The sequence below is a fragment of the Maribacter polysaccharolyticus genome (assembly GCF_028882255.1).
Lineage (GTDB): Bacteria > Bacteroidota > Bacteroidia > Flavobacteriales > Flavobacteriaceae > Maribacter_A > Maribacter_A polysaccharolyticus.
In genome coordinates, this window is record NZ_JARBUY010000001.1 from 942,893 (window position 1) to 965,660 (window position 22,768).

The 22,768-nt window shown below is 41.9% G+C and carries 13 protein-coding genes; all 13 read right to left on the reverse strand.

The features are described 5' to 3' along the window. Window positions 1-6: 6 nt before the first annotated feature. Window positions 7-960 carry an SGNH/GDSL hydrolase family protein gene (locus PHU20_RS03970; RefSeq protein WP_274824045.1) on the reverse strand — a complete coding sequence of 318 codons (954 nt, stop codon included), beginning with the start codon at window positions 958-960 and terminating at the stop codon, window positions 7-9. Between the two features lie 75 nt (window positions 961-1,035). Then, the gene (locus PHU20_RS03975; protein ID WP_274824046.1) at window positions 1,036-2,400 is read right to left on the reverse strand and encodes an alpha-L-fucosidase; all 1,365 of its coding nucleotides are present in this window, start codon (window positions 2,398-2,400) and stop codon (window positions 1,036-1,038) included. A 16-nt stretch (window positions 2,401-2,416) separates the two neighbouring features. Beyond that, window positions 2,417-4,786, reverse strand: coding sequence for a PDZ domain-containing protein (locus tag PHU20_RS03980; RefSeq protein WP_274824047.1), 2,370 nt, complete (start codon window positions 4,784-4,786; stop codon window positions 2,417-2,419). An 11-nt stretch (window positions 4,787-4,797) separates the two neighbouring features. After that, window positions 4,798-5,664 carry an alpha/beta hydrolase gene (locus PHU20_RS03985; RefSeq protein ID WP_274824048.1) on the reverse strand — a complete coding sequence of 289 codons (867 nt, stop codon included), beginning with the start codon at window positions 5,662-5,664 and terminating at the stop codon, window positions 4,798-4,800. A gap of 4 nt (window positions 5,665-5,668) precedes the next feature. Continuing rightward, complete coding sequence (locus PHU20_RS03990) at window positions 5,669-8,455, reverse strand: heparinase II/III domain-containing protein (RefSeq protein ID WP_274824049.1); 2,787 nt, start codon at window positions 8,453-8,455, stop codon at window positions 5,669-5,671. A gap of 5 nt (window positions 8,456-8,460) precedes the next feature. Continuing rightward, window positions 8,461-11,130, reverse strand: a complete 2,670-nt coding sequence (locus PHU20_RS03995) for an endo-acting ulvan lysase-like protein (protein ID WP_274824050.1) — start codon at window positions 11,128-11,130, stop codon at window positions 8,461-8,463. Window positions 11,131-11,174: 44 nt separating this feature from the next. Continuing rightward, window positions 11,175-12,857, reverse strand: coding sequence for a sulfatase family protein (locus tag PHU20_RS04000; protein WP_274824051.1), 1,683 nt, complete (start codon window positions 12,855-12,857; stop codon window positions 11,175-11,177). An 11-nt stretch (window positions 12,858-12,868) separates the two neighbouring features. After that, on the reverse strand, window positions 12,869-14,263 hold the full coding sequence (locus PHU20_RS04005; protein ID WP_274824052.1) for a glycoside hydrolase family 30 protein: 1,395 nt from the start codon (window positions 14,261-14,263) through the stop codon (window positions 12,869-12,871). A 4-nt stretch (window positions 14,264-14,267) separates the two neighbouring features. Continuing rightward, a complete protein-coding gene (locus PHU20_RS04010; protein WP_274824053.1) occupies window positions 14,268-16,259 on the reverse strand; it encodes a glycoside hydrolase family 97 protein in 1,992 nt (663 codons plus the stop codon). A 4-nt stretch (window positions 16,260-16,263) separates the two neighbouring features. After that, window positions 16,264-19,071 carry an endo-acting ulvan lysase-like protein gene (locus tag PHU20_RS04015; RefSeq protein WP_274824054.1) on the reverse strand — a complete coding sequence of 936 codons (2,808 nt, stop codon included), beginning with the start codon at window positions 19,069-19,071 and terminating at the stop codon, window positions 16,264-16,266. 13 nt (window positions 19,072-19,084) lie between these two features. Then, a complete protein-coding gene (locus PHU20_RS04020) occupies window positions 19,085-20,578 on the reverse strand; it encodes a sulfatase family protein (RefSeq protein WP_274824055.1) in 1,494 nt (497 codons plus the stop codon). Continuing rightward, window positions 20,559-21,401: an alpha/beta hydrolase gene (locus PHU20_RS04025; protein ID WP_274824056.1), complete on the reverse strand. Its 843-nt coding sequence runs from the start codon at window positions 21,399-21,401 to the stop codon at window positions 20,559-20,561. The genes PHU20_RS04020 and PHU20_RS04025 overlap by 20 nt, the downstream gene beginning before the upstream one ends. Window positions 21,402-21,411: 10 nt before the next feature. Continuing rightward, window positions 21,412-22,743: a sugar porter family MFS transporter gene (locus PHU20_RS04030; RefSeq protein WP_274824057.1), complete on the reverse strand. Its 1,332-nt coding sequence runs from the start codon at window positions 22,741-22,743 to the stop codon at window positions 21,412-21,414. Window positions 22,744-22,768: the final 25 nt, after the last annotated feature.

The following is a 22,768-nucleotide window of genomic DNA, read 5'->3' on the forward strand; positions in this document are numbered from 1 at the left end:
CCGTTACTATTTATGTCTTAATACTTCTTTTATCGCCTCTTGCACCAAAGGTTCCATAACCGCATAACCCGTTAAATTAGGATGCACCGTATCCCTACCATAGTCCTCTTTCAATCCTTTTTCTTCATTGACCATATGGGAATAATAATCTAAATACACCATATCGTTCTTCTTGGCATAGGATTCAATCAGTGCATTCAGCCTACTGATCTTTTCCTTGGGTTCTATGGATGGACTCCAAGAATAACTACTCGCGGGAAGCACTGAAGCCAAAACCACTTTTATATTATTCGCTTTGGCCAATTCCGCCATTGAAAAAATATTGTCTGCAATCTCGGGAACGGTAATAGGACCTCTATTACCTGCAATATCATTGGTACCTGCGTGAATAACGACAACTTCCGGATTCAAATTGACCACATCGGGTTTAAACCTCACTAACATTTGTGACGAAGTTTGCCCACTGATTCCACGACCGATATAATTGTTTTCAGTAAAAAATTCGCCATGGAACATCACCCATTTTTCGGTGATGGAGTTTCCCATAAAAACCACACGTTTTTCTTTTTCACCAAGTGCTTTCAGTTCTTCATTGGCTTTTTTATACCGTTTTAAATTTGCCCAATCCTCATTGGGCATTAATTGGATTTTCACTACTGAAACCCCGGTTTCCGAGGCTTTCTTAGGTAATAAAACGGTTAATTTCCCATCAATCAATTTTATGTTTATTTTTTGGTCCGGTTCAGAAAGTAACCTCGCCTCCCTGGGCTTGATAGCGCTATCGATAACCAATTTACCATCTTCGGGCCAATTGGAAACATGTGCCAATAAAAAACCATCTTCCCCCTCAGTATACATACCCCATTCTGGTTTTTCATAAGGACTTCCTTGAGAAAACCCGACACCGATATTTGAGACAATGGCAATTGCAATAATGATCAGTTTCTTGTAAACATGCATCCTTTCGATATTGAATGTTAGTATGTATTAAACAGGCAAACGATCCAAGGACCGTTTGCCCGTTCATTCCTTTTTTTACTTTGCCAATTCGATTTTAACAACGGAAACCGTAGCATCTGGTGCCAACACGGGCACGTCAACCAATACTTCCCTTGATGTTGCCAAGGTTTCCAATTCGGTATTGGGATCTGTTAACAAAGTCGCTTTTTTGATCTTTATATCTTTATGCAGTTTTAAAGTCCCTGTTTCAGGCCAATCGAAAACATGGGCATAAATAACATTTCCTTTTTTGGTATATCGTCCCCATTTGGGTTTTTCGAATGGACTTGCGGAAGCGCCATAGATAGCCTCCCCATTTTTTTTCGTCCATTCCCCCATAGCCTTTAAACGACGAATACTTTCCGATGGGAACCTTCCAAAACCATCAGGACCGATGTTCAAAAGGAAATTACCCCCTTTAGATACGATATCCACTAATTTTTGAATTAGATCCTCACTGCTTTTCCAATTATTATCAGACGGCTTGTATCCCCAAGAACCATTCATGGTCATACACGCCTCCCAGTCAGAATCGATGCCCGTATCAGGTATTTCCTGTTCAGGGGTGCCAAAATCCCCAGCGAACTCTCCTTCCATATCCATACCTTCCATTCCTTTTCTTCCCTTATCAACTCGGTTGTTTACAATAGTATTGGGTTGAATATCACGGATGTATTTATAAAGGTCTTTCCCCATTTCCGTAGTATAATCGGAAATCCAATCGCCATCAAACCAAACGACACCTACATCCCCATAATTTTTCAATAATTCACCTACCTGAGGTTTCATATAGTTTTCATAATATTCAGGGAATTCGGGGTTTACGACCGATGGATCATCATGCTGTGAAATATTGTAGTTAGGATACAGATTCCCTTGCGCCTGTGGGTGATGCCAATCTACGATCGAGTAGTAAAAACAAAATTTAATGCCCTGTTTTTTACAAGCTTCCGATAATTCCTTAATGATATCGCGCTTAAAAGGGGAAGTATCCATCACATCATAATCGGACACTTTGGAATCCCACAATCCAAAACCTTCATGGTGTTTGGATGTAATTACGATATACTTCATTCCTGCATCCTTGGCCATAGCTACCCATGCATCCGCATCGAACAATACGGGATTGAACATTTTCGGGAATTTCTCGTATTCCTCTATCGTATAATCCAGCTTATCCATGGCCCACTCAGCACCTCCACCGGCGATTTTCGTACCACGTTCCCCTCCAACAATAGAGTATGCGCCCCAATGGATGAACATGCCGAATTTGGAGTCTCGCCACCATTCCATGCGCTGATCGTCAGTTAATTTCATATCCTTTTTCCTTTGGGAAAAAACGTTGCCAAAAGTCAGCAGTGCTACAATTGCAAACACTATAGGTCTCATTGTTATTTTCATTGTTTCTTGTTTTAATTTATTCGGTTTTTACAGCTAATTTATGTTCAACTTGATTTCTCATTACGACAAGGTCCAACTTGTCTTTTCCTTTGTTCTTTAGGGCTATCTTAAAAAAGTCCTTGATTTCCCGGACCATTTCACCGTCGGCCATTAGGATTACATCCCCTTTTTTCAATCCATTGTCCTTCACGGCCGGACTATGGTTCCAAACCGTAAGGACAATAACCCCTTGAGGACTGGTCAACCCATAGGCAGACTGTTCTTCCTGTGAAGAAACACTTTTGAGTTTATTGCGTAGCCAAGCTACAATCGGTTCCGATGCCTTACTGTTCTTTTTCGGCATATTGATCTTGGGTACTTCGGGAATTTTTGCAATGGCCTTTAATTCATGTTTTTGAACCCCGAACCTGTCCATTGGAAAATTCTCAAAACCGATTTTTAAGGCAGGGGAATCCTCAGCTACCTTAAAATCAAAAATCGAGGGGTCCTTGAACATAGGGTTCCCAAAGACACTGTGCATGTCCCTATCGTAAATCTGTGATTTCATCATCGTTTCCTCATTGGGGAATAAATTATAATCCAGTTGTTTTCCCCAACCTTTAAGACCCACATCCTGATACGCCATGCCCACGATATTATATCTGAAAACATCTGCACTGTTCTGAAACCAAACATGGGGATGTAAGGAGTTATTGACCATGATATTGTTTTCTGCAGTCCTATTGAACCCTTCCCGTAATTTGAGTCCATTGTTCAACAATAGGTTATTGTAGATAGCATAGTTGGAAGACCCATCATCCAGGTCGATATCCCACCCATGGTCACAACGAAAACGATTGTTACGGATAATGGTCGTATGCACCGCATCCCACTGCCACATTTTCGGATTCACCGTGGTAAGGCTATCCATAATTTTGCGGTTCGGATGCCAAAAACGATCCCTTCCCCATGAATTGAACGATCCATGGTCACTGGTTTCCAATACGGTATTGAATACGTCATTGTATTCAAGAACGTGACCTCCCCAGGTACCGTCCCCGATGTTTATACCTGCCCTGGGTACATCATAAATACTGTTATGGCGTACCGTAATATCCATGGCCATGGAGATTTGCACTCCGGCCGTTTGTTTTTCCAATCGACCTATTCTGTGGATCAAATTATTATCGACCAAACATTCCCTGGGATACAATTCATTTTTGGGTCCGGTTACCGTATCCATTTCCGTCATTGGCACGAACTCCCTATAATTAAAAGAAGGGGACCGTACTGCTGAAGGATCTCCGATAAACGAAATGGCACTGGCCCCGCAGTCGTGAATATGGTTTCCCTTGATTTGTAGGCCTTTATTGTATTTACTGACCATAATTACGTTACCCCCTAAATTTGTGAATTCACTATCGGAAACGCTACAGTTTTCAGTACCTTCAAAGAAAAGGGCCCCACCCCGGTAAATGGTCCAATCACTTCTTAAAAGAGGCTCGTAATCGTCCATAAACGTGCGTTTTGAGCTTTCGAACCGTATTCCACTAATGGAAATGTTCTTAACCGGATTTTCCAAAGTACCGACCACCTGGACTAAATTTTTCAGGGCCGCCACCTCAACTTTAGAGGTATTGGGGGTTCCTTCTTGGGTAGGCCAATAATATAGTTTGTTTCCTTTCTTATCGAGATACCACTCTCCAGGGCTATCGAGCTCTTCAAAGACATTCTCTACCATTCGGAATTCTTCGTGGGGTTTAGACGGCCTATTGTTTTGATGCCCTCCTTTTAGTATCGGGGTTCCGTCATCCTCCACGCCTGTTACCTCAAAGTGAAAACCTCCCCATCTACCCTTGTGCAAGGCATGAAAATAGGTCCCCTCCGGTTGTTTCCAGGAAGCTATGCGTTCTTTTGACAAAGCATCCGCGGCATACCCCTGCCAATAATGGGCATTTTCATCATAGTTGGGATAACGTGCCAAAACTTGGGGTACTCCATCGACCACCAACTGATCGAAATCGGAATTTTCAGGAACGTCTGCTACATAAATATCCTGACTGTATTTTTCCCATTGCAACGATAAGGGTTTCGAACCTTTTATAATGACGTCCGATGCCTTGCTCCCTATTATGGCCAGGCCACTTAATTGGGGGGAAAGCAGGATCGGTTCCGATAAATAATATTCCCCTGGAAGCAGTTGGATCACCACCTCGGTATTAAAATCCTTTTGTTTTAATTGACTTGCTTTTTGTATAGCCTCCGATACCGTTGCCAATGGTTCTTCTTCGGTTCCTACACCCCCTGTCTGCACACTTTGGGAGACAAAAAGCGTTACCCGTTGTTCTTTTGGGGAACAGGATAACATAAGTACCATACTGAGTAGTAAAACAACCCTTATTTTCATTTTAAAGCATATTACATGGTGGGTTTCCCTTTTAAATAACCTATAGACCGTAAAAAGGCATCCGCTTCCAACGTTGTTTCCACATAACATTTATCGCCTTTTTGTTTCCCTCTATTAAAAAATCCGTGTTCCTGGTTTTCATAAATAAAAACATCACACCTACTCCCTACGGCTTCCATCTTTGCTTTGTAATCATAAGCCGTTGAAACCGGTATATATTTGTCTTTGTCCCCCAGGAAAAAAATAGTGGGTGGAGCTCCTTTCTTTATGTTGTGCAAGGGCGAAAACCCTAAATAACGGTCTCCGATCCTTTGGTAACCATAACCTTTTTCACTGTTGTCTATTACCGGATTATATAACACCAGGGCACTGGCTTTTGGACTTATGGACAAATCATCGGTTTCTTCATTGATTCCGGGAAGCAAGGATGTTGCGGCAGCCAAATGCCCCCCTGCCGAACCGCCAGAAGCAACGATTTTATCGGTATCGATACCATATTCATCAGCTTTGGCCTTTAAGAAGCGCATCGCGGATTTGGCATCTTTTACAGCTTCAAAGGGGGTGGTGCCATGTTTATTCTTTACCCTGTAATCCACCAAAACGGAAATCATGCCTCTAGACGCAAAATATAAGGCTTGGTCCTTAAATTGGTAAATGGACCCTCCATTCCAACCGCCCCCAAAAAAGAACACTATGGTCGGGTATTTTTTGTTGGCCCTAAAATCAGTTGGATTGTAAATTTGAAGCTTTAAAGTATCCTCGTTGACTACTTTATAAACAAGTTCATGCGCATATTCATCAATAACCTCCTTTTTCTTTTGGCCATTGACCATACCCACGACGAGCAATAAAAGTATTAAATGGATTTTCGTTTTCATAATTCTACTGTGCTATTATGACTTTATTATAGTTTTTTTCCAGCTTAAAATATTGCAGATTCGAATTGTTCCTATTCAATACCGCATTCTTCGTAGCGACTATCTTTCCGTCTTCGTATATCGAAATCGTAGCGCGCTTATCCCCTTGCTTATAAGGTAAATTAATGGTAACGGGTTTATTGTTCTGCACCTCATATCCTTCGCCCACCTTTTCAATGGATAAGGTAACGGGGTCACCGGAAGCTATGATGGTCCAGTCTTTGTAATCCATTTTGCTTACTCCGGACAAAAACATGAATTCCAAAGTTCCATTGTTTTTTGAAGTTCTAATGATCGATAATGATCCTTTTTGATACATCCCGTCAGTTTTGGCTATATCAAGTTCCGATGCATTTACAACTATTCTATCTGAAGTTATTTTATCCGATAATGAAACATCTATGATCTGTGTATGTGGATAATCCTTCAAAGCCGAAAACGATACGTTGTCAACCGTATTTGCTTCCCCTTCGATATAGGGGTTAAAAACCACGGAAAATGGGTTGGTCCAAGCGGCTTCATCCCTTTTTACGATTAAGGTTTGCAACGAATCCTGTAAGATGGACTTTGGTGCAGTCCCTTCGCTTAATGCGTTGGAGTTAGGTGATTTTACCTTGTAAATGGTTTGGTTTTCACTTCCCTTAATCCATAACTTCATCACATTATTCGGTTTATCGTCCTCTTTTAACGTAAATACCGCGTTCACATCTTTTGAAGTACTTGCTTTCCTTTTATCCGAAAAGAAATCATAACCCTTTAAATCCCCATGTTCTGAGCTTAAGTCATTTGTTTTTTGAAATTCCAAACCATTGGAACCAACATCTTGAACATCCAATGTTTGCCCTATATTTCGATAGATATATTCATGCTTTTGCTTTCCACCATTTTGTTTCCGAGACCTGAAAACATCCACCACATAAGCTTTATCGGCATTCGTTTTTATTATGGCGGAAAAACGCTGCTGATCGGATACCGTTTCGGGTTCCACAAACGATACTTTTGAAAAGGTCACCTTATCAAAAACAGTGGACTCACCCGATTTTGGAAAACTATCATCCAACGAAAATGGATGATAGGTACGCATGTTGTTATAATCGGATTTACCATCCACGATTACCGTATTATGGGCCGGCATCCTCGCATAGTAATTTTTGAACGTCGGGTGCCAGTAACTTGGGCCTTTACCTGAATCTGGACCCAACACATAATTGTTGGCGAATAGTTCTATTGAAATACCATTGGCGTGTGCATGATTCCCATATGAACCTATAGTGGATAGCATGACCGCATTATCCCCTTGGCCCATTCTTTGGTTGAACATACTGATGTTCGGCGCAAAAAATGTTGGCGTTGTTAGGGCCTCCAAATCGGCCTTACTGTCGACTATAGTATCTACATAGAAGAATAAATTGAAAAAATCCTTGGCTTTTCTTTCATATAATCCAGCAGACATAAACTCGGATAAGAACCCGGAGATCAACGTTTCTTTTGCTTTCTGGTGGTACTTTCTATAATTGGCTATTAAAAGTTCGAAATTTTCCGGAGGCAAAATCTTATGTCCACCATCACCTGCCCCTATCATATAACCCGAAGGGAACAAGTATTGGAATGATGATAATACCGCTTTTTCCAAAATAGGGTATTTCGATATTTCATTCCGGTTGGTCCCATGATCCAATAAGGTGAATATTTTCAATAGCGTTGTGATAACATGCACTGAATACGTGGGGCATTCGGGCCAAATACCGGTTTCCTGATCGTAGACGTTCAAAGATTCACTTACCGCTATTTGCCTATCGGTTGAAATCGTAAAAGTATAATCCAAATAATACTCACGCCCTTTTCCGTTTTCGTAAGTAGCACTACTTTCCAAAACCAATGCAATATAGGTTAAAAATCGGGCTTGAAACAAATTCCAGTTATTATCGGGAATACCATTTTTAATGATTTGATCGCCCCACTTTTGGAAAACCGCCGCTGCAGTTGATAAGTCCCTGTTTTCAGCTTTAAAATACGCATACAGAAAATCGTAAGTGGTTACCAGCGGAATAACGACCCCTTCATGGATGACCTCAAAAGTGGCCAACCCTGAAATTTTTTGTTGGGTGGAATTTTCTAAATCGATGGGCGCATCCCTGTGATACATGCCATCGATGTACTTAAAAAATACGGGGGCCGCGAATTCCGCATATTTCCGCTCCCCTGTAAACCAATATAAGAAAGCAGCATCGGCTACCAAGCCCATAATCTCGTCATTGATTTTTTCAATGGCGAACCCTGCTTTGGATGGATGGATCCACTCCTTTTTCCCCGTGTCCTTATGTTCTAAGTAAAGGCCTCGGGGGTCATCAAAATAAGGTTCAACATCTTCCAGTTTTGGCCTTTTATAATCGGTTGCCCAATCCCTAGTCCCGGAATATCTAACGGTAGGCACCGGTGCCGAACCTTCGGAATGTGAAAAATCACCCCCCTTTAAATACACCTTATCATGCTTGGTCTTCCAGTTCATTTGCAGTCTGGATACCATCCATTCCGGATCTTTCTCCCAATATTGGATATATTTTTCCAACCTTTTTTTCTTATTATCTATCAGCTCTTTTTTCCATTCAACGGTCTTTACGGCCTTTACAAAAGCTTCTTTTTCCTCATTGGTAACATAGACCCTTGGATGCCCCAGCTCCTGCCCCAATAATGATTTTGAGCCCATTAAAAGACAAACCGTCAGTAGTATTGTTTTTATTATCCCTCTCATTTTGTCTATTTGATTTCCAAGTTATATCCTGCCGGATATTCTTTAGCCCCTTTTTTGTTGATTTGAATGATCACCGGCTTGTCCGATGAATAATAGTACTTACCGTCTTCGAATCGCAATGCTGCTGAAACCGCTTCATTGACCGCCTCGATCTTATACTTGCCGTTTTGAAGCAATTTTCCCTTGCCTAAGTATAAATAGTCAAACTTTCCGTTTTTTTTCGAAGTCACCCCTAAAGTCCCTTTGAACTTTAAATTTTTTGCTGGTTTATACACCTTGTTGCCATCAATCGAATTACAGATGACCTGAGTGCTGTGTGTCGACGTGACCTTTAAACTTACCATATCCCCAAAATCTCCGACTTTCGTAATCTTTTCAATTGATTTTTCACCTGTCGCATACGGCTCAAATACCGAAACAAACGGATGTTTTTTTCCATTAATCCCATTTTGGCGTACGATTAAGGTTGGTGTTGTTTCCGGACTTCTATTGATTTGCTTTGGTGTAATATCTTCCCGTAAGGTTGTTGGCGGAGCATCTACCACATACAATTCCCGGTTATCCTGGCCCATCATCCATAGGTTTACGTGCAATGCGGGCGATACCGAATTGATATCCCAAGTGGCATTAAAATCCCTGTCATACTCCACTTTACGTTGGTTTTCAAAGAAGCTGTAATGCTTATTGTGGGCCGTTCCCAAGTCATTTACCGCCATTAAAGACAACTCATGGTCGGAGGCATCTTTAAGGGTTACCGCATTCCCCAGATTATGGTGTAAATAATCGTTGTCATCTTGATCGGACCTGAAGATATCGACATAATAACCAGAGGTTTCCGAAGTGCGTACCATCGCTACCACGCGACGTTTTTCTTCGGCAGACACATCGGCAAAAGACACCAGTTCCGAGGTTACTTCGGTATTGTAAAAGCCGTTATCCGCCGTTTTTGGATCCATGGCATTTACCGTGATTTCCCCTGATTTATATCCTGGAATTATGGTATTGGACCCCGTAATCCCCCTGTGATATCCCGCATCCGGAGACCAGTACGATTCGTATGCCGATGCATCCGGAGCCAAAGCCCACCCTTTACCGTAGAATTGAAACGCCAATCCGTTTTCCGCTAAATGAGACTTTTGGCGTCCGCCATAAAGTGTGAACATCAGGCCGTTTTCTTCATCGTTTCCATTCCTTAAGATCATATGTCTATGAAATTTTGAATAGGCCGATCTATGATACGGTAACTCACTGCCCGATTCCGGTAAGGTTTGATTCAAGATAATATCCCGCCATTGGGATCCATTCCGATCGTATTGACCGTTCTCCAAATTCTTCTTGATGACCGTTGCCATGGTCTTGGCGGTTTTCGTATCGCCTGTCCATGTCGAATAGGTCAATAGCGCTTCAAAAGCCGACATGTTGAATGCCCCACCGCGCATATCGCCAAAAACGACTAAATTTCCACGGGCATCCAACCAACCCAAATTTGCCAAAGCCGCTTTTTCGATAATTGGATTTCCTGCCAGCGTGTTCATGCCGGACTTATATAATAGTAAGCCCATGTCCAAAACCGTCGGGATCATGCCCGAAGCGTACCCTGGGGATTCTGGCCATAAGCCTGTTTCGGTATTGTAATTGGCCATGATCTCGGGTAAACCAGCATAATGATCTCCCGATTTTTCTGTATAAAACGGAATGTAGTACTCCCGCCCTTTACCATCTTCATAAAATTCATTGGACTCCAATACCAACATACTGCCTATGATATTCTTATACCGGTTTACATTCCAGTTTCCTTTCTTACCCCCGCGGACCAAACCGATTTCTATAAAACGTTTGAATACCTCACTGGCCACATCGACCGTTTTTTTGTTGATTTCCTTAAGATGTTCGTGCGGATGGGCGTTTAAGTAATCATATAGAAAATCATAGGTGGCCGCCATGGGAATCTGACGATCGTCGTGGATCACTTCATAATCATAGTAACCCATAATTCCCCCAGGTTCATAGCCTCCCTGTCCGCCAGTTGATTCTTCGGGATCTAAGGGCGGATTCATATAATAGGTTCCCAATATCCAAGACCAAAAAATATCGGCCGAAAACTTGGCGTATTCTTCTTCTTGGGTGATGAAATATGCAAATGCGGATTTTTCCGCCAGTTTTAAAATTTCCATATTGTTGGCCCGGATCATATGACCAGTTTCCTTATACGGGATTTTTACCGGAGTCTTATCGGCACTTGACCGACTGATCCCTAACATGTCGCCAGTTTCGTTGTACGGGATCCTATCTTCCAGGGGCACATTCACATAATCGTTCCATTTACGCATACCCGGCAGACGCACCGTGGGTACAGGGGCATTGCCTTCACCATAATTCCAATCCTGGCCTTTGATATAACATTGGGTATAGCGCTCGCCGTCTTTCCAATACATGGCCAATCGTGAGACAATCCATTCCGGGTCGGTAACATGTAGGTCTACATAGGGGTTTATTTCCTCCAAAAGCATGTGCCATGAGGCTTTGGCCCATGGTTCCGTTTCGATTTTGGCCAAAACCTCCTCCCGATCGCCATCGGCCACCAACAATCGTGGATGGTCTGATGCTTTTTGTGCCTGTATAGCGATGGCGACGATCAAACTAAAGAACAAGGTTATGGGTCTTATGGCTGTCATATTGTTTTTACGGTTAAGGATTATGCGTACTTATAAGGTGTTTTTTAATGCAGGGGAACGGTTTCTATATCGGGGTTTTCCATAGCTTCCAGATATTTTCGCAATATTTCTTGATCCAACTGCGAACTATCCCCATATTGCTTACGCATTTCAACTAGCTGTTCCTTCAACTGTTTTACCACATCGGCATAAGCAGGGTCATCGACCACATTCTTCATTTCATTGGGATCCTTTTTACGATCGTAAAGTTCCCACTCATCCACATCGTAATAAAAATGGGCCAATTTGTATTCTTGGGTAATGATCGCATAATGTCTTTTAACCATATGGATTCCCGGGTATTCATAATAATGGTAATACACGGCATCCCGGGTCCACTCCCCATCATTACCCAGCAATAAAGGAATCAAGCTTTCGCCTTGCATATCCGAAGGAGCTTCAATATGGGCCGCTTCCAAAATGGTTTGGGCAAAATCAAGATTTTGGACCATTTCGGTATTGGTCGTACCCGGTGTAATAACGTTCGGCCATTTGATCAACAGCGGTGTTTTAAATGACTCGTCATAAACAAAACGCTTGTCGAACCAACCATGCTCCCCTAAATAAAAGCCTTGGTCCGAAGTATACACGATGATCGTATTTTCGTCCAAACCGGTTTCCTCCAAATAATCCAATAATCGACCCACATTTTCGTCGACGGAGGCAATACAACCTAAATAATCCTGCATATAACGTTGATACCGCCATTTCATTAAAGCCGTATCATCCATGGTTGGATATTTTGTCTTAAAATCTTCCATCATGGGTTTATAGACCGAGTCCCAAACGGCGCGTTGCTCGGGGTTCATACGCCCCACTTCACGTTCAAAAGCTTCAAGATCCCAGCCCGATTTATCCTTTATGCCCAATTCGGCCATCATTTCAGGATACAATTTGGAATCGCCTGCCCAGTTCATGTGCTCCAAAAGGTTCATTTCGGCTGTTTTTGCGGCCGTACCACGACCTTCGTAATCATCGAACAATGTTTCTGGCTCCACAAACGTCTTCTTGGTATATTCCTTAAAATGGCGCGGTGCGGGTAACCATTCCCTATGGGGTGCTTTCTGCATCGAGAATAACATGAAAGGCTTTTCCGCATCCCTTCTGTTTTCCAACCAATCCAACGTCATATCCATGATGATGTCGGTGACATAACCTTCCACCGTAATTTGACCTTCATTGGTATTAAAATCGGGATTGTAATACTGCCCTTGTCCCGGCAGGATTTTGAACTCATCGATTCCTTTTGGGTTATTCCCAAAATGTAATTTTCCGAACATCGCGGTTTGATAACCGGCCTCTTGCATGAGCTGCGGAAAGGTGGTTTGCGATTCATCGAACGGAAAAACATTATCCACTTTTCCGTGAATATGACAATGCTTACCGGTTAATATCGTGGCCCTTGAAGGCGCACAGATCGAGTTGGTTACCGTGGCATTGGTAAATAAAATCCCTTCATCTGCAATACGATCGATATTAGGTGTTTCGATTAAATGATCGCTATAGGCACTAATGGCCTGATAGGCATGATCATCGGACATCATAAAGATGATATTGGGCCGTTTGGCAGGCAATTCTTTTTTCTCCGCTTTTTCTGCGGTTTTCTGCTCGCCTTTTGATTTACAAGACACACTTCCCAATAGAAGTAATATTGTCAATAAACTTAATACATAGGTTTTAGTATTCATGATAACTGGATTTATTTTTTTATTACAATTGCAGCCAATGATTTTGCAGGGATTTCAAACTGTTGCCCTTCCTCATCTTCTAATTGATATTCATATGCCTTAGGAGTCCTTCCATCGTTTTGAACCAACACAATTATTTGATTGTTGTACTTTAAAGAAATTAAGTCATCTCGTGAGAAATTGGCTATTCTCTTAGCTCCTTTTACTAAATATTTACTCACAAAGGCAATTACGGCATAGTCTGGATTGTAGGTAACTTCTTTTTCTTCACGATCAATATTTATTAACGAGTTTTGTTTCCAACCCCAACCACTTTCTGTTGTTTCATTTAAAATGATATTCCAGTAACAATAATTTGGAACGCCTCTGTTTATGTAACCAGCAATTTCTTTTAACCTTCTCGAGGCTTGATCCCAAGTATTTTTTCCATCATAACAAACACCCTCTGTATGCATTAACTTTACCTCTGGGAATAGGTCTTGAGTTTGTTGAATGTAAACTCCACTTGTGTATTGAATTCCAATACCATCAAACAGCTTTCGGTATTCTTTGTTAGCGGCCAATTCCACAGCATCCAAACGACCATGGGTTCTAAAGGTCCCAGCCCAGATTTCCGTATCAATTTCATCCTGTGTAAACTGTGGCCGTAAATAATTTTTCACAAACGAACTCATTTGAGTAACCGACATATCATTAGAAGGATATTTGGTATTGGCATCCGTTTCATTCTGAATTACCAAACGATCTACTGTAATTCCCTTTTTCGCATAAGCTTCTATGTATTTTGAAAAATACAACGCATAAGCTTGATAAATTTTAGGATCGTCCCTTAGTTGATTCTTTTCCGGAAACTCATTCCCTCCATCCATAGCACCAGAATATTTCATCCAAGCAGGAGGGCTCCATGGAGAAGCAAATATTTTTAAATCCGGATTTATTTCAATGGCTTTTTGAATGTATGTAATTACTGTTTTTTTCTCTCTTTTGATAGAAAAATGTTTCATAGTATAATCCTCTGGAACTTCGGAATAACTATAAGCATCTATCCCAAAATCACTAGCTCCAACTGCAGTTCTACAATAAGAAAACCCTGCCTTATCTTTACCGAACAGATTAAACATTACTTCGGTCTGCAACGTTTTAGGCAAAGACATTAAAGCCTCTCCTCCGATCTCGTTAAAAGCACCACCAACACCCTCAATTGTTTGAAACTCTATGTTTGGATACAAACGTATTTTACTTGGTTTTTCAACATTTAATTCCTTGTTTATATCTAATTGTTGAATAGGAAGGTCTCCGTTTGATAGTTCTCCAGATAATTTAAGTACGTGTACTTCTATATTTGCTTGGGAAAACAAAGCAAATGAACTCAACAATACGGGTATAAAAATTTTAAACTTTAACATCTTGTTATTCTATTTCCTTTATGTGCATAGTAAATCCATTATTGCTTTTCACATCTAAATTTAATTTTGACTCGTTTGTTACTTCCATCTCCTCGATTCTAACCTGAGTTCTGGTTTCAACAGTCTCATCATCGGTATATACCTTGGCTATATACTTAGTCCCTGGCACTAAAAAAGAAAAATCGATTTCCACTTGGCGTGCCATGGGACCGTTAATGCCTCCAATAAACCAATCGTTGCCTTTTCTACGGGCAATAACCCCCAGTGCTCCAATTTCTGCTTGTAACACTTTGGTCTCGTCCCATGTGGTTGGGACATTATTGAAAAATTCCAACTCAGGCTCATTTCCAATGGTATTGGTGTTGCCCCAAAGTGCATCGTCTTTTATGGGGGCTGCCGGAGCTTTGTCGTACCAGTATAAAAACTGTAATGGACTGAAAATGCAAACCGTTTTCGCCAATTGAGAGGCATGGGAACCCATTTTATCCACTCTTTTGTTGTAATAACACACCGTATTATCGGCGGCGCCTGCCAACATCCTCGTGAACATGGTGATCAAAGTATGTTCGTTCGGCACGGTTTCCTCATCGCCACGAATACCTTCTTGTGTCAATAAATTAGGGTAAGTTCTAGAAAAGCCCGTAGGCCGGTATTCATCGTGCACATCTACAACCATTTTGTAATCAGCCGCTTTTTTTATGGCTTCATGCATCCAGGTAGTGGCATCTTGGTCCCCAACCCGTACAAAACCATATTTAATTCCGGAAACGCCCCATTCTTTAAACAATGGCAATATCTCGTCCAACTGTTTTTCCAAAGCCCTACGGTTAACGTACAGCATGACCTTAATGCCTTTTTCTTTGGCATACGCGCAAATGGCCTCAATATCAAAAGGACCTTTAGAACGTTTGGGATCTAAGGTAACCGTAGTAGCATCGGAGGCATCGTCCATTTCGTTGCCATACCAACCGGCATCAAAATGCACATATTGCATATTATGGCTCGCTACAAAATCGATGGCCGCGAATCCACCTTGAGTTGTTAAGGTGCCTTCACGAAGTACCTTTCCAGGGGTTATCCAAGATTCATCTTCAATTTCCGAAGGAGGATTTAAATTTTGAACAATGTAATTGTTCTCTAATAGTTCGCCATAACTACTTCCCATCATGACCACACGCCATGGGGATTGGAAAGGTAGCTTTTTGTGCACCTTGGCCCCTTCAATTTTACTGTCGGCTATTACAGCTCCGGTAATGGTGTCTTGTTTTTGTCGGCTTGTTTTACCATCAAGGGAGGACACTATACTGTATTTCGATGAATTACCTTTGTTGAAACCCAATCGGGCATAATCGACCAATCGTGCTTCCGCCAAGGCAATTTTAACACTATCACCCATCTCAATCAGCAGTGGACGTTCTGCTCCTTCCTGTAACTCTGTCATAGGTATTTTCCGGTATTCCCCTTGTGCGGTAAGTACTCCTTTTTCACGTTTCGGGGTAGACCAAACGGGGTAATCCTCCGAAAAATTATAATGGATGTTTTCACTTAAACCTATTTCCTTTATCGTATTTTGTTCTGGGATTTCATAGGCAAAAGCAACCCCTTCATTATAAGCCCTTGCAATGATATTCAGTTTCGTCTCGCCCTGCGTTAAATATATTTTTGTTTGATTGTAATGGTTTGGTATGGTACTCAACGCATTGAACCTGGAATTCCAAGTCGTATTTTCCGAGGTATTTTCCATACCTATGACGGAAATTTTCCCGGAAAAATCAAGGTCTTCCGAAAGCAATTCCAAAACTGAGGTTTGAATGACCTGCTTATTATCATAATACACCGAAAAAGTAATGCTGTTCGCATTTTCATCATCCAAAAACACGATTTTTTTTGAGTCATCGGGTGATGATAATTCTATAAATTCTTTCTGTTTACAACTGCTAATAAGCAACAAGAAAAGAACGGCTAGAATATGATATTGTTTTAAAATAAGACCCATTATATTACGCTTTAAGTTTGATTGAAATGTTTTGAAATTCCGTTGGTGGCACTTTGAACCGTACCACATTCTTACCATTGACTTTTTCCCGTTCGCCTTTTATTTGTTTAAAACCAATATGTAAAACCACGTCCCTTTTTTTATAACTATCGGGTACGGTCAATAAAATGGGATCGTTACAGGTTAATTTGAATTGTCTGCCGATAACCAAAGTAGCGGCACTTGATTTTTTTCCTAAAATTTCAATGGTATAACCATTGTAATCCATTTTTTTACCTGCCCCAATAAAAAGTGTCGCTCCATGGGCTTCTTTGGTCAACAGTCCAAAAGTCCCTGTAAAACCGATGTTTTGATGCGTGTAGGCATTGTACACCTCCGATGAGAAGATATGATCGGTTCTATTGTTTTTACTATCGATTTGCAGCCCTACAAAACTAGATTCCGAATCGTCCGTCTTAAACGTTTTTACAGATTTGATAGTGGATGGTTCTTCCGATGACGACGGCTCGTAAACCGCCACAAATGGTTTATTCCAAGCTTCCCCATATTGTCTTACAACCGTGGTCAATAAGGGCGCTTTTTCTATTTTTTCCGGCAATATATTCCTAAAGGCTTCGGAATGTGGTGCTTTTACCTTGAACAGCTCACGGTTTTCTTGTCCGTTCATCCACATATTCATTTGAATAATGCCATCATTGATGGATAACCCGTAGGTAGCCTTAAACGCAGTTGCTGTTTGTACCGATGTTTCATCATACAAATAATCGTAGGCCTTGATATTCCCCGAATTTGAATTCAGTTTTGATGAAGTTTCCAGTTCCAAAGGTTGATCATCGGTGGTGGCAAATTGCAGGTCCTGCCCCAAATTATGATAGAAATAATCGTGATAATCGGCATTCCCAACTTTGGTCTTCGACCTGAAAATATCGATATAAAACCCGGAAGTTTCTCCTGTTCGTACAATGCCCATTACCCGGTTTTGATCGGCATCGGTACTTGGCTCGTGAAAATAAATATCCGAAAAGGCAATATGTGGATAGTACCCCGTTTTTCTTTCAGAGGCAGGATATAACGCATTGACCTCAAAAGGATAATAGCTTCGCATTTTGTTGTACTGCGATTTTCCGTTTACGGTAACCGTGTTATGGGCCGGAAACTGCGAATAATACTCACGGTAATCGGGTCGGAAGTAACTGGAACCCCTTCCCCCTTCAGGGGCCAATACATAACCTTTGCCGTAAAGTTCCATGGCAATTCCGTTGGAGTGGGTATGGTTGCCCAATGCACCTACCTGAGACACCATCAATCCGTTATTGACATCCATTCCGTTACGCATAACCAACCAACTCACGTTAGGTGCGTAAAACGCGGCTGTGGTTTGATCGGATAGGTTGGCCGCCCCAATACCTGGATCTAGATTGACATTGGTCGGGTAGAGCAATTCTTTAAAAACATTTTTAGGTTTCCCCGGTCGTACTGATCGCTCTTTTTGCCGCAACATGTAAATAAGGCTCGTAAATTTTTCCTCTTGGGCCCTTTTACCGAATTTTTGGGCGTTATCGATCAGATCCAAAAACGGCTGGGATTTCAATTCACCATAGTGCGAATCGCCAAAAGCGACAATATGTTTGTTTGGAAACAAATATTGGGGCATTACCTCCACGGCTTTCGGAATGATAGGCATTTGGGGCATTATATCCATTGCCAAAGCATCTTGGATCACACCCGCCAGATGGGTAAACCCTTCCGCAACACTTAGTGCATACCCAGAGCTTTCATTCCATATACCGTTTTCCTGATCATAGCCATAAGCCAAAACATCATTGACCGACCATTGTCGCGGTTCCGAATCGTTAAAAACGCGATTTAAATAATACTGACACCCTTTGCCATCGGAGTACATTTCATCTTCATCCAATACCAAGGCAATGGTAATTACTTTATTGGCTTGGTGTAAATTCCAGTTATTGTCGGGCACACCATTTTTTATGATTATTTCGGCCAGCTTTTTTAGGGACTCCAAATAAATGGGCAATTCCTCCTGCTTGTTCTTTTGCAGATACCCATATAAAAAATCGTAACATTCAGCGAGTTCATCAACGATATTTTCTTTGATGACCTGAAAGGAAGTCAGACCGATCACATTTTGGATATTGCCATTTTGGAGGTCGATGGGCTCATTCCTATAATACAGGCCTTTCATATAAACATCGAAGAGATGTGTGGCCAACCTTGCATAATCAACATCACCTTCAATAAAATAAATCAAGGCGGCATCACGGGCAATACCCATGATCTTTTCATTGATATTTTCTATGACCCTACCGGTTTTGGAAGGATGTACCCATTCCCATTTACCGGAATTTTTATTTTGCAGGTATATTCCTTTTTTATCTTCCCAATATGGTTTTACATCTTCTAACTTAGGGGTTTTATAATCCGTCACATAATCGCGCTGACCTGTAAACCTTACCGTGGGCACCGGTGCTTGCCCGTCTTCATGTGAATAATACTCCCCATCTACATATACATTGGTAGCGTGGGATTTCCAATACATTTGAAAACGCGATGACAACCACTCGGGGTCGGATTTATATTGGGTTACGTATTTGGCAATTTTACCTTTAAAAGTACGGTACGATTGTTTTATTTCCTCAGAACCATCGATGGCCTTTAGGATGTTTTCTTTGTTCGTTTTGGAGGATATCAACCGTGGATGTTCCCTTTCTATGTTCCCCATAAAAACAAATTGGGCAAAGGCCATCTTCCCCAAAAACAAACTCCAAATAACAAACAGTACCGTTTTTTTCATGGTTCAAAATGGCTTATTGCTCTTCGTTTCGGACCCAAATATGGCTATCCTCCAATAATTCCTTATATCGCATTTCAAACTCTTTCTTCATGCTTTCAAAAACCGCAGCCTCCTTTACCGACAAATCCTCGGATTCGTTGATATCTTCCTTTAGATTGAATAGGACAAAGTCCGTAAGCTTGGCACTTTTCACAAGAGCCTCATTCCCATCGTATAAATTATGGATATGGGGTAAGGTGTTATTGTCGACTTCCAAGCGTCCCATGATTTTCCAATCCCCTTTTCGCATGGCTACCCTACGTTCATTGATCGCATCATAAAAAGCCCAGATCAAAGGTGTACTGCGTGCAAACTCCCCAGTATCCAAAAGGGATTTAAAGGATTCGCCATCCAATTCCCTATTGGGCAACTTGGCCCCTGATAATTCCGCAAATGTTGGTAAAAAATCCAAGGCCGATACTACGGCATCCTTTGTTCCGGAAACCTTGTTTTCCCCTACCCAACTTATAATTCCCGGCACCCTGAACCCGGCTTCATTCGTCCATAATTTCATTCCCTTCAACTCACCGGGAGATCCGTAAGAATGTTTGGCTTTTTCACCATATCTTAAAAGGGTTTCCGGACCATTGTCCGAACTAAAGACAATCAGCGTATTACCACTATGGTTTTTTTCCAAATAAGCTATCAATCGGCCTACGGCCTTATCCACATTTTCCACGTTCGCAAAATATTCCGCCTGTTCCCGGGTTTCGGCATAGGGCATATATTTTTCCACCAAATCCTCGGGAGATGCAATGGGTTCATGGGGTTCATGAAAGGCAACTTCCAGAAAAAACGGATTATCCCCTTCTTTCTTTTGTAACCATTGAATCGCTTCATTGACCACAATTTGACTACTGAACCCTTCAATCTCACCGACCTCTTGCCCATTTCGCACAAAATTCTTGGGGTTTTTATGACTCGGTGCCGCATTGTTATGGGTAGCCATCCAATGGTCAAAGCCAAAATCATTGGGCTGTGGCTGCCTGTCGGAATTGAACCTTGATGAACAATGCCATTTACCCACTAAACACGTCGAGTATCCCACAGTTTTCAACATGGCCGGAATCGTTTCCTCATAAGCTTGAAGATGCACTAAATCCCTATTGTCCTCGCTTTTTTTAAGTCCGGGGATAAAGTCGTAGACCCCTGCCTTATTCGGACTCCTCCCCGTAAGCAACCCTACCCTTGAAGGGGAACAAACCGGTGCCGTAGAATAGAAATTCGTCAGCCTGATCCCCGATGCGGCCAGTTTATCCAAATTCTCTGTTTTAATAATTGGGTGACCAAAAGACGACAGATCGCCATACCCCAAATCGTCGCATAACAACACCACGATGTTCGGTTGCTTTGCAATCGTTTCCTTTTTGGGTTGTTCCTCTTTTTTTGAAGATGCACCATTTGGCTTACAAGATACACTCGCAATAACCGTCAGTAGTAAAAAAAACCTAATCAATCTGGGTTTCATATGTATTCGCTTTAAAAAAATCATTGAAAAATAACATTTGATACTTGATGGAATTTCTCCAATATGCCTTGGTATGCCCTCCTGGGCGCTCTATATAATCATGGGGAATGTTTCGTTCCAATAATTTCCTGTGAAGCCTTTTATTGGCATCGTAAAAGAAATCGTCGACTCCACAATCGAACAGGAATTTCAGGTTTTTACCGTTTAATAAATGCACGAGATTCATTACGGTATTGCTTTCCCAATTCCCGGGATGTTCGGCGTAGGCACCTAATCTTTCAGCAATATCCCACCGCAAAGGAAATGGTCGGATATCGACCCCTCCGCTCATACTGGCGGCAGCGCCCCAAATATCAGTATGTTTAAAAGCCAAATAGAGTGCCCCATGACCTCCCATACTCAATCCTGTTATTGCCCTATTTTCCCTATTGGCCTTTGTATTGTACGAAGTATCCATTGCTGAAATGAGCTCTTTCGAAATATAGGTCTCATATTGCATTGTTGGATCGACCGGACTATCAAAATACCAGCTTGTCTTATATCCATCGGGACAAACGATGATCACATCGTAGAAATCAGCATAGGTTTTTATTTCCGGGGCTTTCTTCAGCCAATCCTTATGGTCCCCACCCGCTCCGTGTAAAAGGTAGATTACCGAAAAGGCCTTTCCTTTTTCCGAATAGGAATCGGGGGTAATCACCACATTCTTTATGGCCTTGTCCATCACCGAACTATGGACCACAAGGGTGTCGACCTTGGCGGCATGGGCAAATGCCGAAGTAGCCAAAAACAAGATGAAACCTATGACGCTTTTTACTGACATTTATATGGTTTTATTTAGATCCCTTCAAGATGATTTTTTCCAACTCCTCCAAGGTCTTCCCTTTGGTTTCCGGCATCATAAAGGCCACGAACAATAGTTGCAGTACCATCATAATGGCAAAACACAGGAATACAACTCCGGGGCCGATCATGGGGTGATTGAACAAGAACGGAATCAAAGAGGGAATGAGCGCAGCCAAGATCCAATGGGTGGAACTCCCGAAAGACTGTCCTGATGCCCTTAAATGATTCGGGAATATTTCCGAAATGAACACCCATATCACGGCACCTTGACCAACAGCATGGGCCGCAATGAACAAAAACAAGAATATAGGAACCGCCATCCCCGACCAACCCAAAAAGAAGGCGGCAGAAACCAAGCTTAAGGAAATGATATACCCTACAGAACCTATATACATCAATGTTTTTCTTCCCAACCTGTCGATCAGGAATACACCTAACAGCGTAAAGATAAGATTGGTAACGCCGATCCCAACACTACTCAATAAAGCGGTACTTTCTCCAAGACCGGCTTCTTCAAAGATCCTTGGGGCGTAATATAAAAAGGCATTGATCCCTGAAAATTGATTGAAAAATGCGATCAAAAAAGCTAATGTCAGGGGGAACCTATACTTTTTAATAAATATGGTCTCCGTAGTGTCCGGTTCTTCCTTTTCACTGGTAAAAGCCTTTAATTGCTCCTCTACGGGCACATCCGGATTGATGATCGCCAGGACTTTTTTAGCCTCCTCAATTTTGTGCTTTGCGTACAACCAACGGGGGCTTTTAGGGACTTTAAGGGCAAAAAGAATATAAAGAACAGCGGGAATGGCTTCTACCCCTACCATCCAACGCCAGTCATTTTCCCCAATGCCACTCAATAGGTAATTGGATAAAAATGCGATCATTATCCCAAAAACGATATTGAATTGGTACATCGCTACCAATCGGCCCCTGTTTTTGGCCGGGGCGATTTCCGAAATATATGCCGGTGCCGCAATGGTCGATGCCCCGACCCCTACACCTCCGATAAAACGAAAGATCGCAAACATCCATGGTCCTGTCGAAAGCCCTGACCCCAGTGCGGATACCGCAAATAGTATCCCTATGACGATCAGCGTGTTCTTACGTCCGTATTTGTTCGTGGGTATTCCGCCAAAAATGGCGCCTAATACCGTTCCCCAGAGGGCCATTCCCATGACCACCCAACCGTGGAAGGCATCCGTGGACTCCCATAAGGCCTGTAATTTTTTGTCGGCACCCGAAATTACGACTACATCAAATCCGAATAAAAACCCTGCAAGGGCAGCAGTAATGGACCATAATATTATTTTCTTGTTCATTTTATTCTATCGTTTGTTGGTTGTT

Bases quoted from the DNA above. Each gene is read 5' to 3' on its own strand.
- PHU20_RS03970 (WP_274824045.1), bottom strand. From the start codon at position 960: ATGCATGTTTACAAGAAACTGATCATTATTGCAATTGCCATTGTCTCA.
- PHU20_RS03975 (WP_274824046.1), bottom strand. From the start codon at position 2,400: ATGAAAATAACAATGAGACCTATAGTGTTTGCAATTGTAGCACTGCTG.
- PHU20_RS03980 (WP_274824047.1), bottom strand. From the start codon at position 4,786: ATGAAAATAAGGGTTGTTTTACTACTCAGTATGGTACTTATGTTATCC.
- PHU20_RS03985 (WP_274824048.1), bottom strand. From the start codon at position 5,664: ATGAAAACGAAAATCCATTTAATACTTTTATTGCTCGTCGTGGGTATG.
- PHU20_RS03990 (WP_274824049.1), bottom strand. From the start codon at position 8,455: ATGAGAGGGATAATAAAAACAATACTACTGACGGTTTGTCTTTTAATG.
- PHU20_RS03995 (WP_274824050.1), bottom strand. From the start codon at position 11,130: ATGACAGCCATAAGACCCATAACCTTGTTCTTTAGTTTGATCGTCGCC.
- PHU20_RS04000 (WP_274824051.1), bottom strand. From the start codon at position 12,857: ATGAATACTAAAACCTATGTATTAAGTTTATTGACAATATTACTTCTA.
- PHU20_RS04005 (WP_274824052.1), bottom strand. From the start codon at position 14,263: ATGTTAAAGTTTAAAATTTTTATACCCGTATTGTTGAGTTCATTTGCT.
- PHU20_RS04010 (WP_274824053.1), bottom strand. From the start codon at position 16,259: ATGGGTCTTATTTTAAAACAATATCATATTCTAGCCGTTCTTTTCTTG.
- PHU20_RS04015 (WP_274824054.1), bottom strand. From the start codon at position 19,071: ATGAAAAAAACGGTACTGTTTGTTATTTGGAGTTTGTTTTTGGGGAAG.
- PHU20_RS04020 (WP_274824055.1), bottom strand. From the start codon at position 20,578: ATGAAACCCAGATTGATTAGGTTTTTTTTACTACTGACGGTTATTGCG.
- PHU20_RS04025 (WP_274824056.1), bottom strand. From the start codon at position 21,401: ATGTCAGTAAAAAGCGTCATAGGTTTCATCTTGTTTTTGGCTACTTCG.
- PHU20_RS04030 (WP_274824057.1), bottom strand. From the start codon at position 22,743: ATGAACAAGAAAATAATATTATGGTCCATTACTGCTGCCCTTGCAGGG.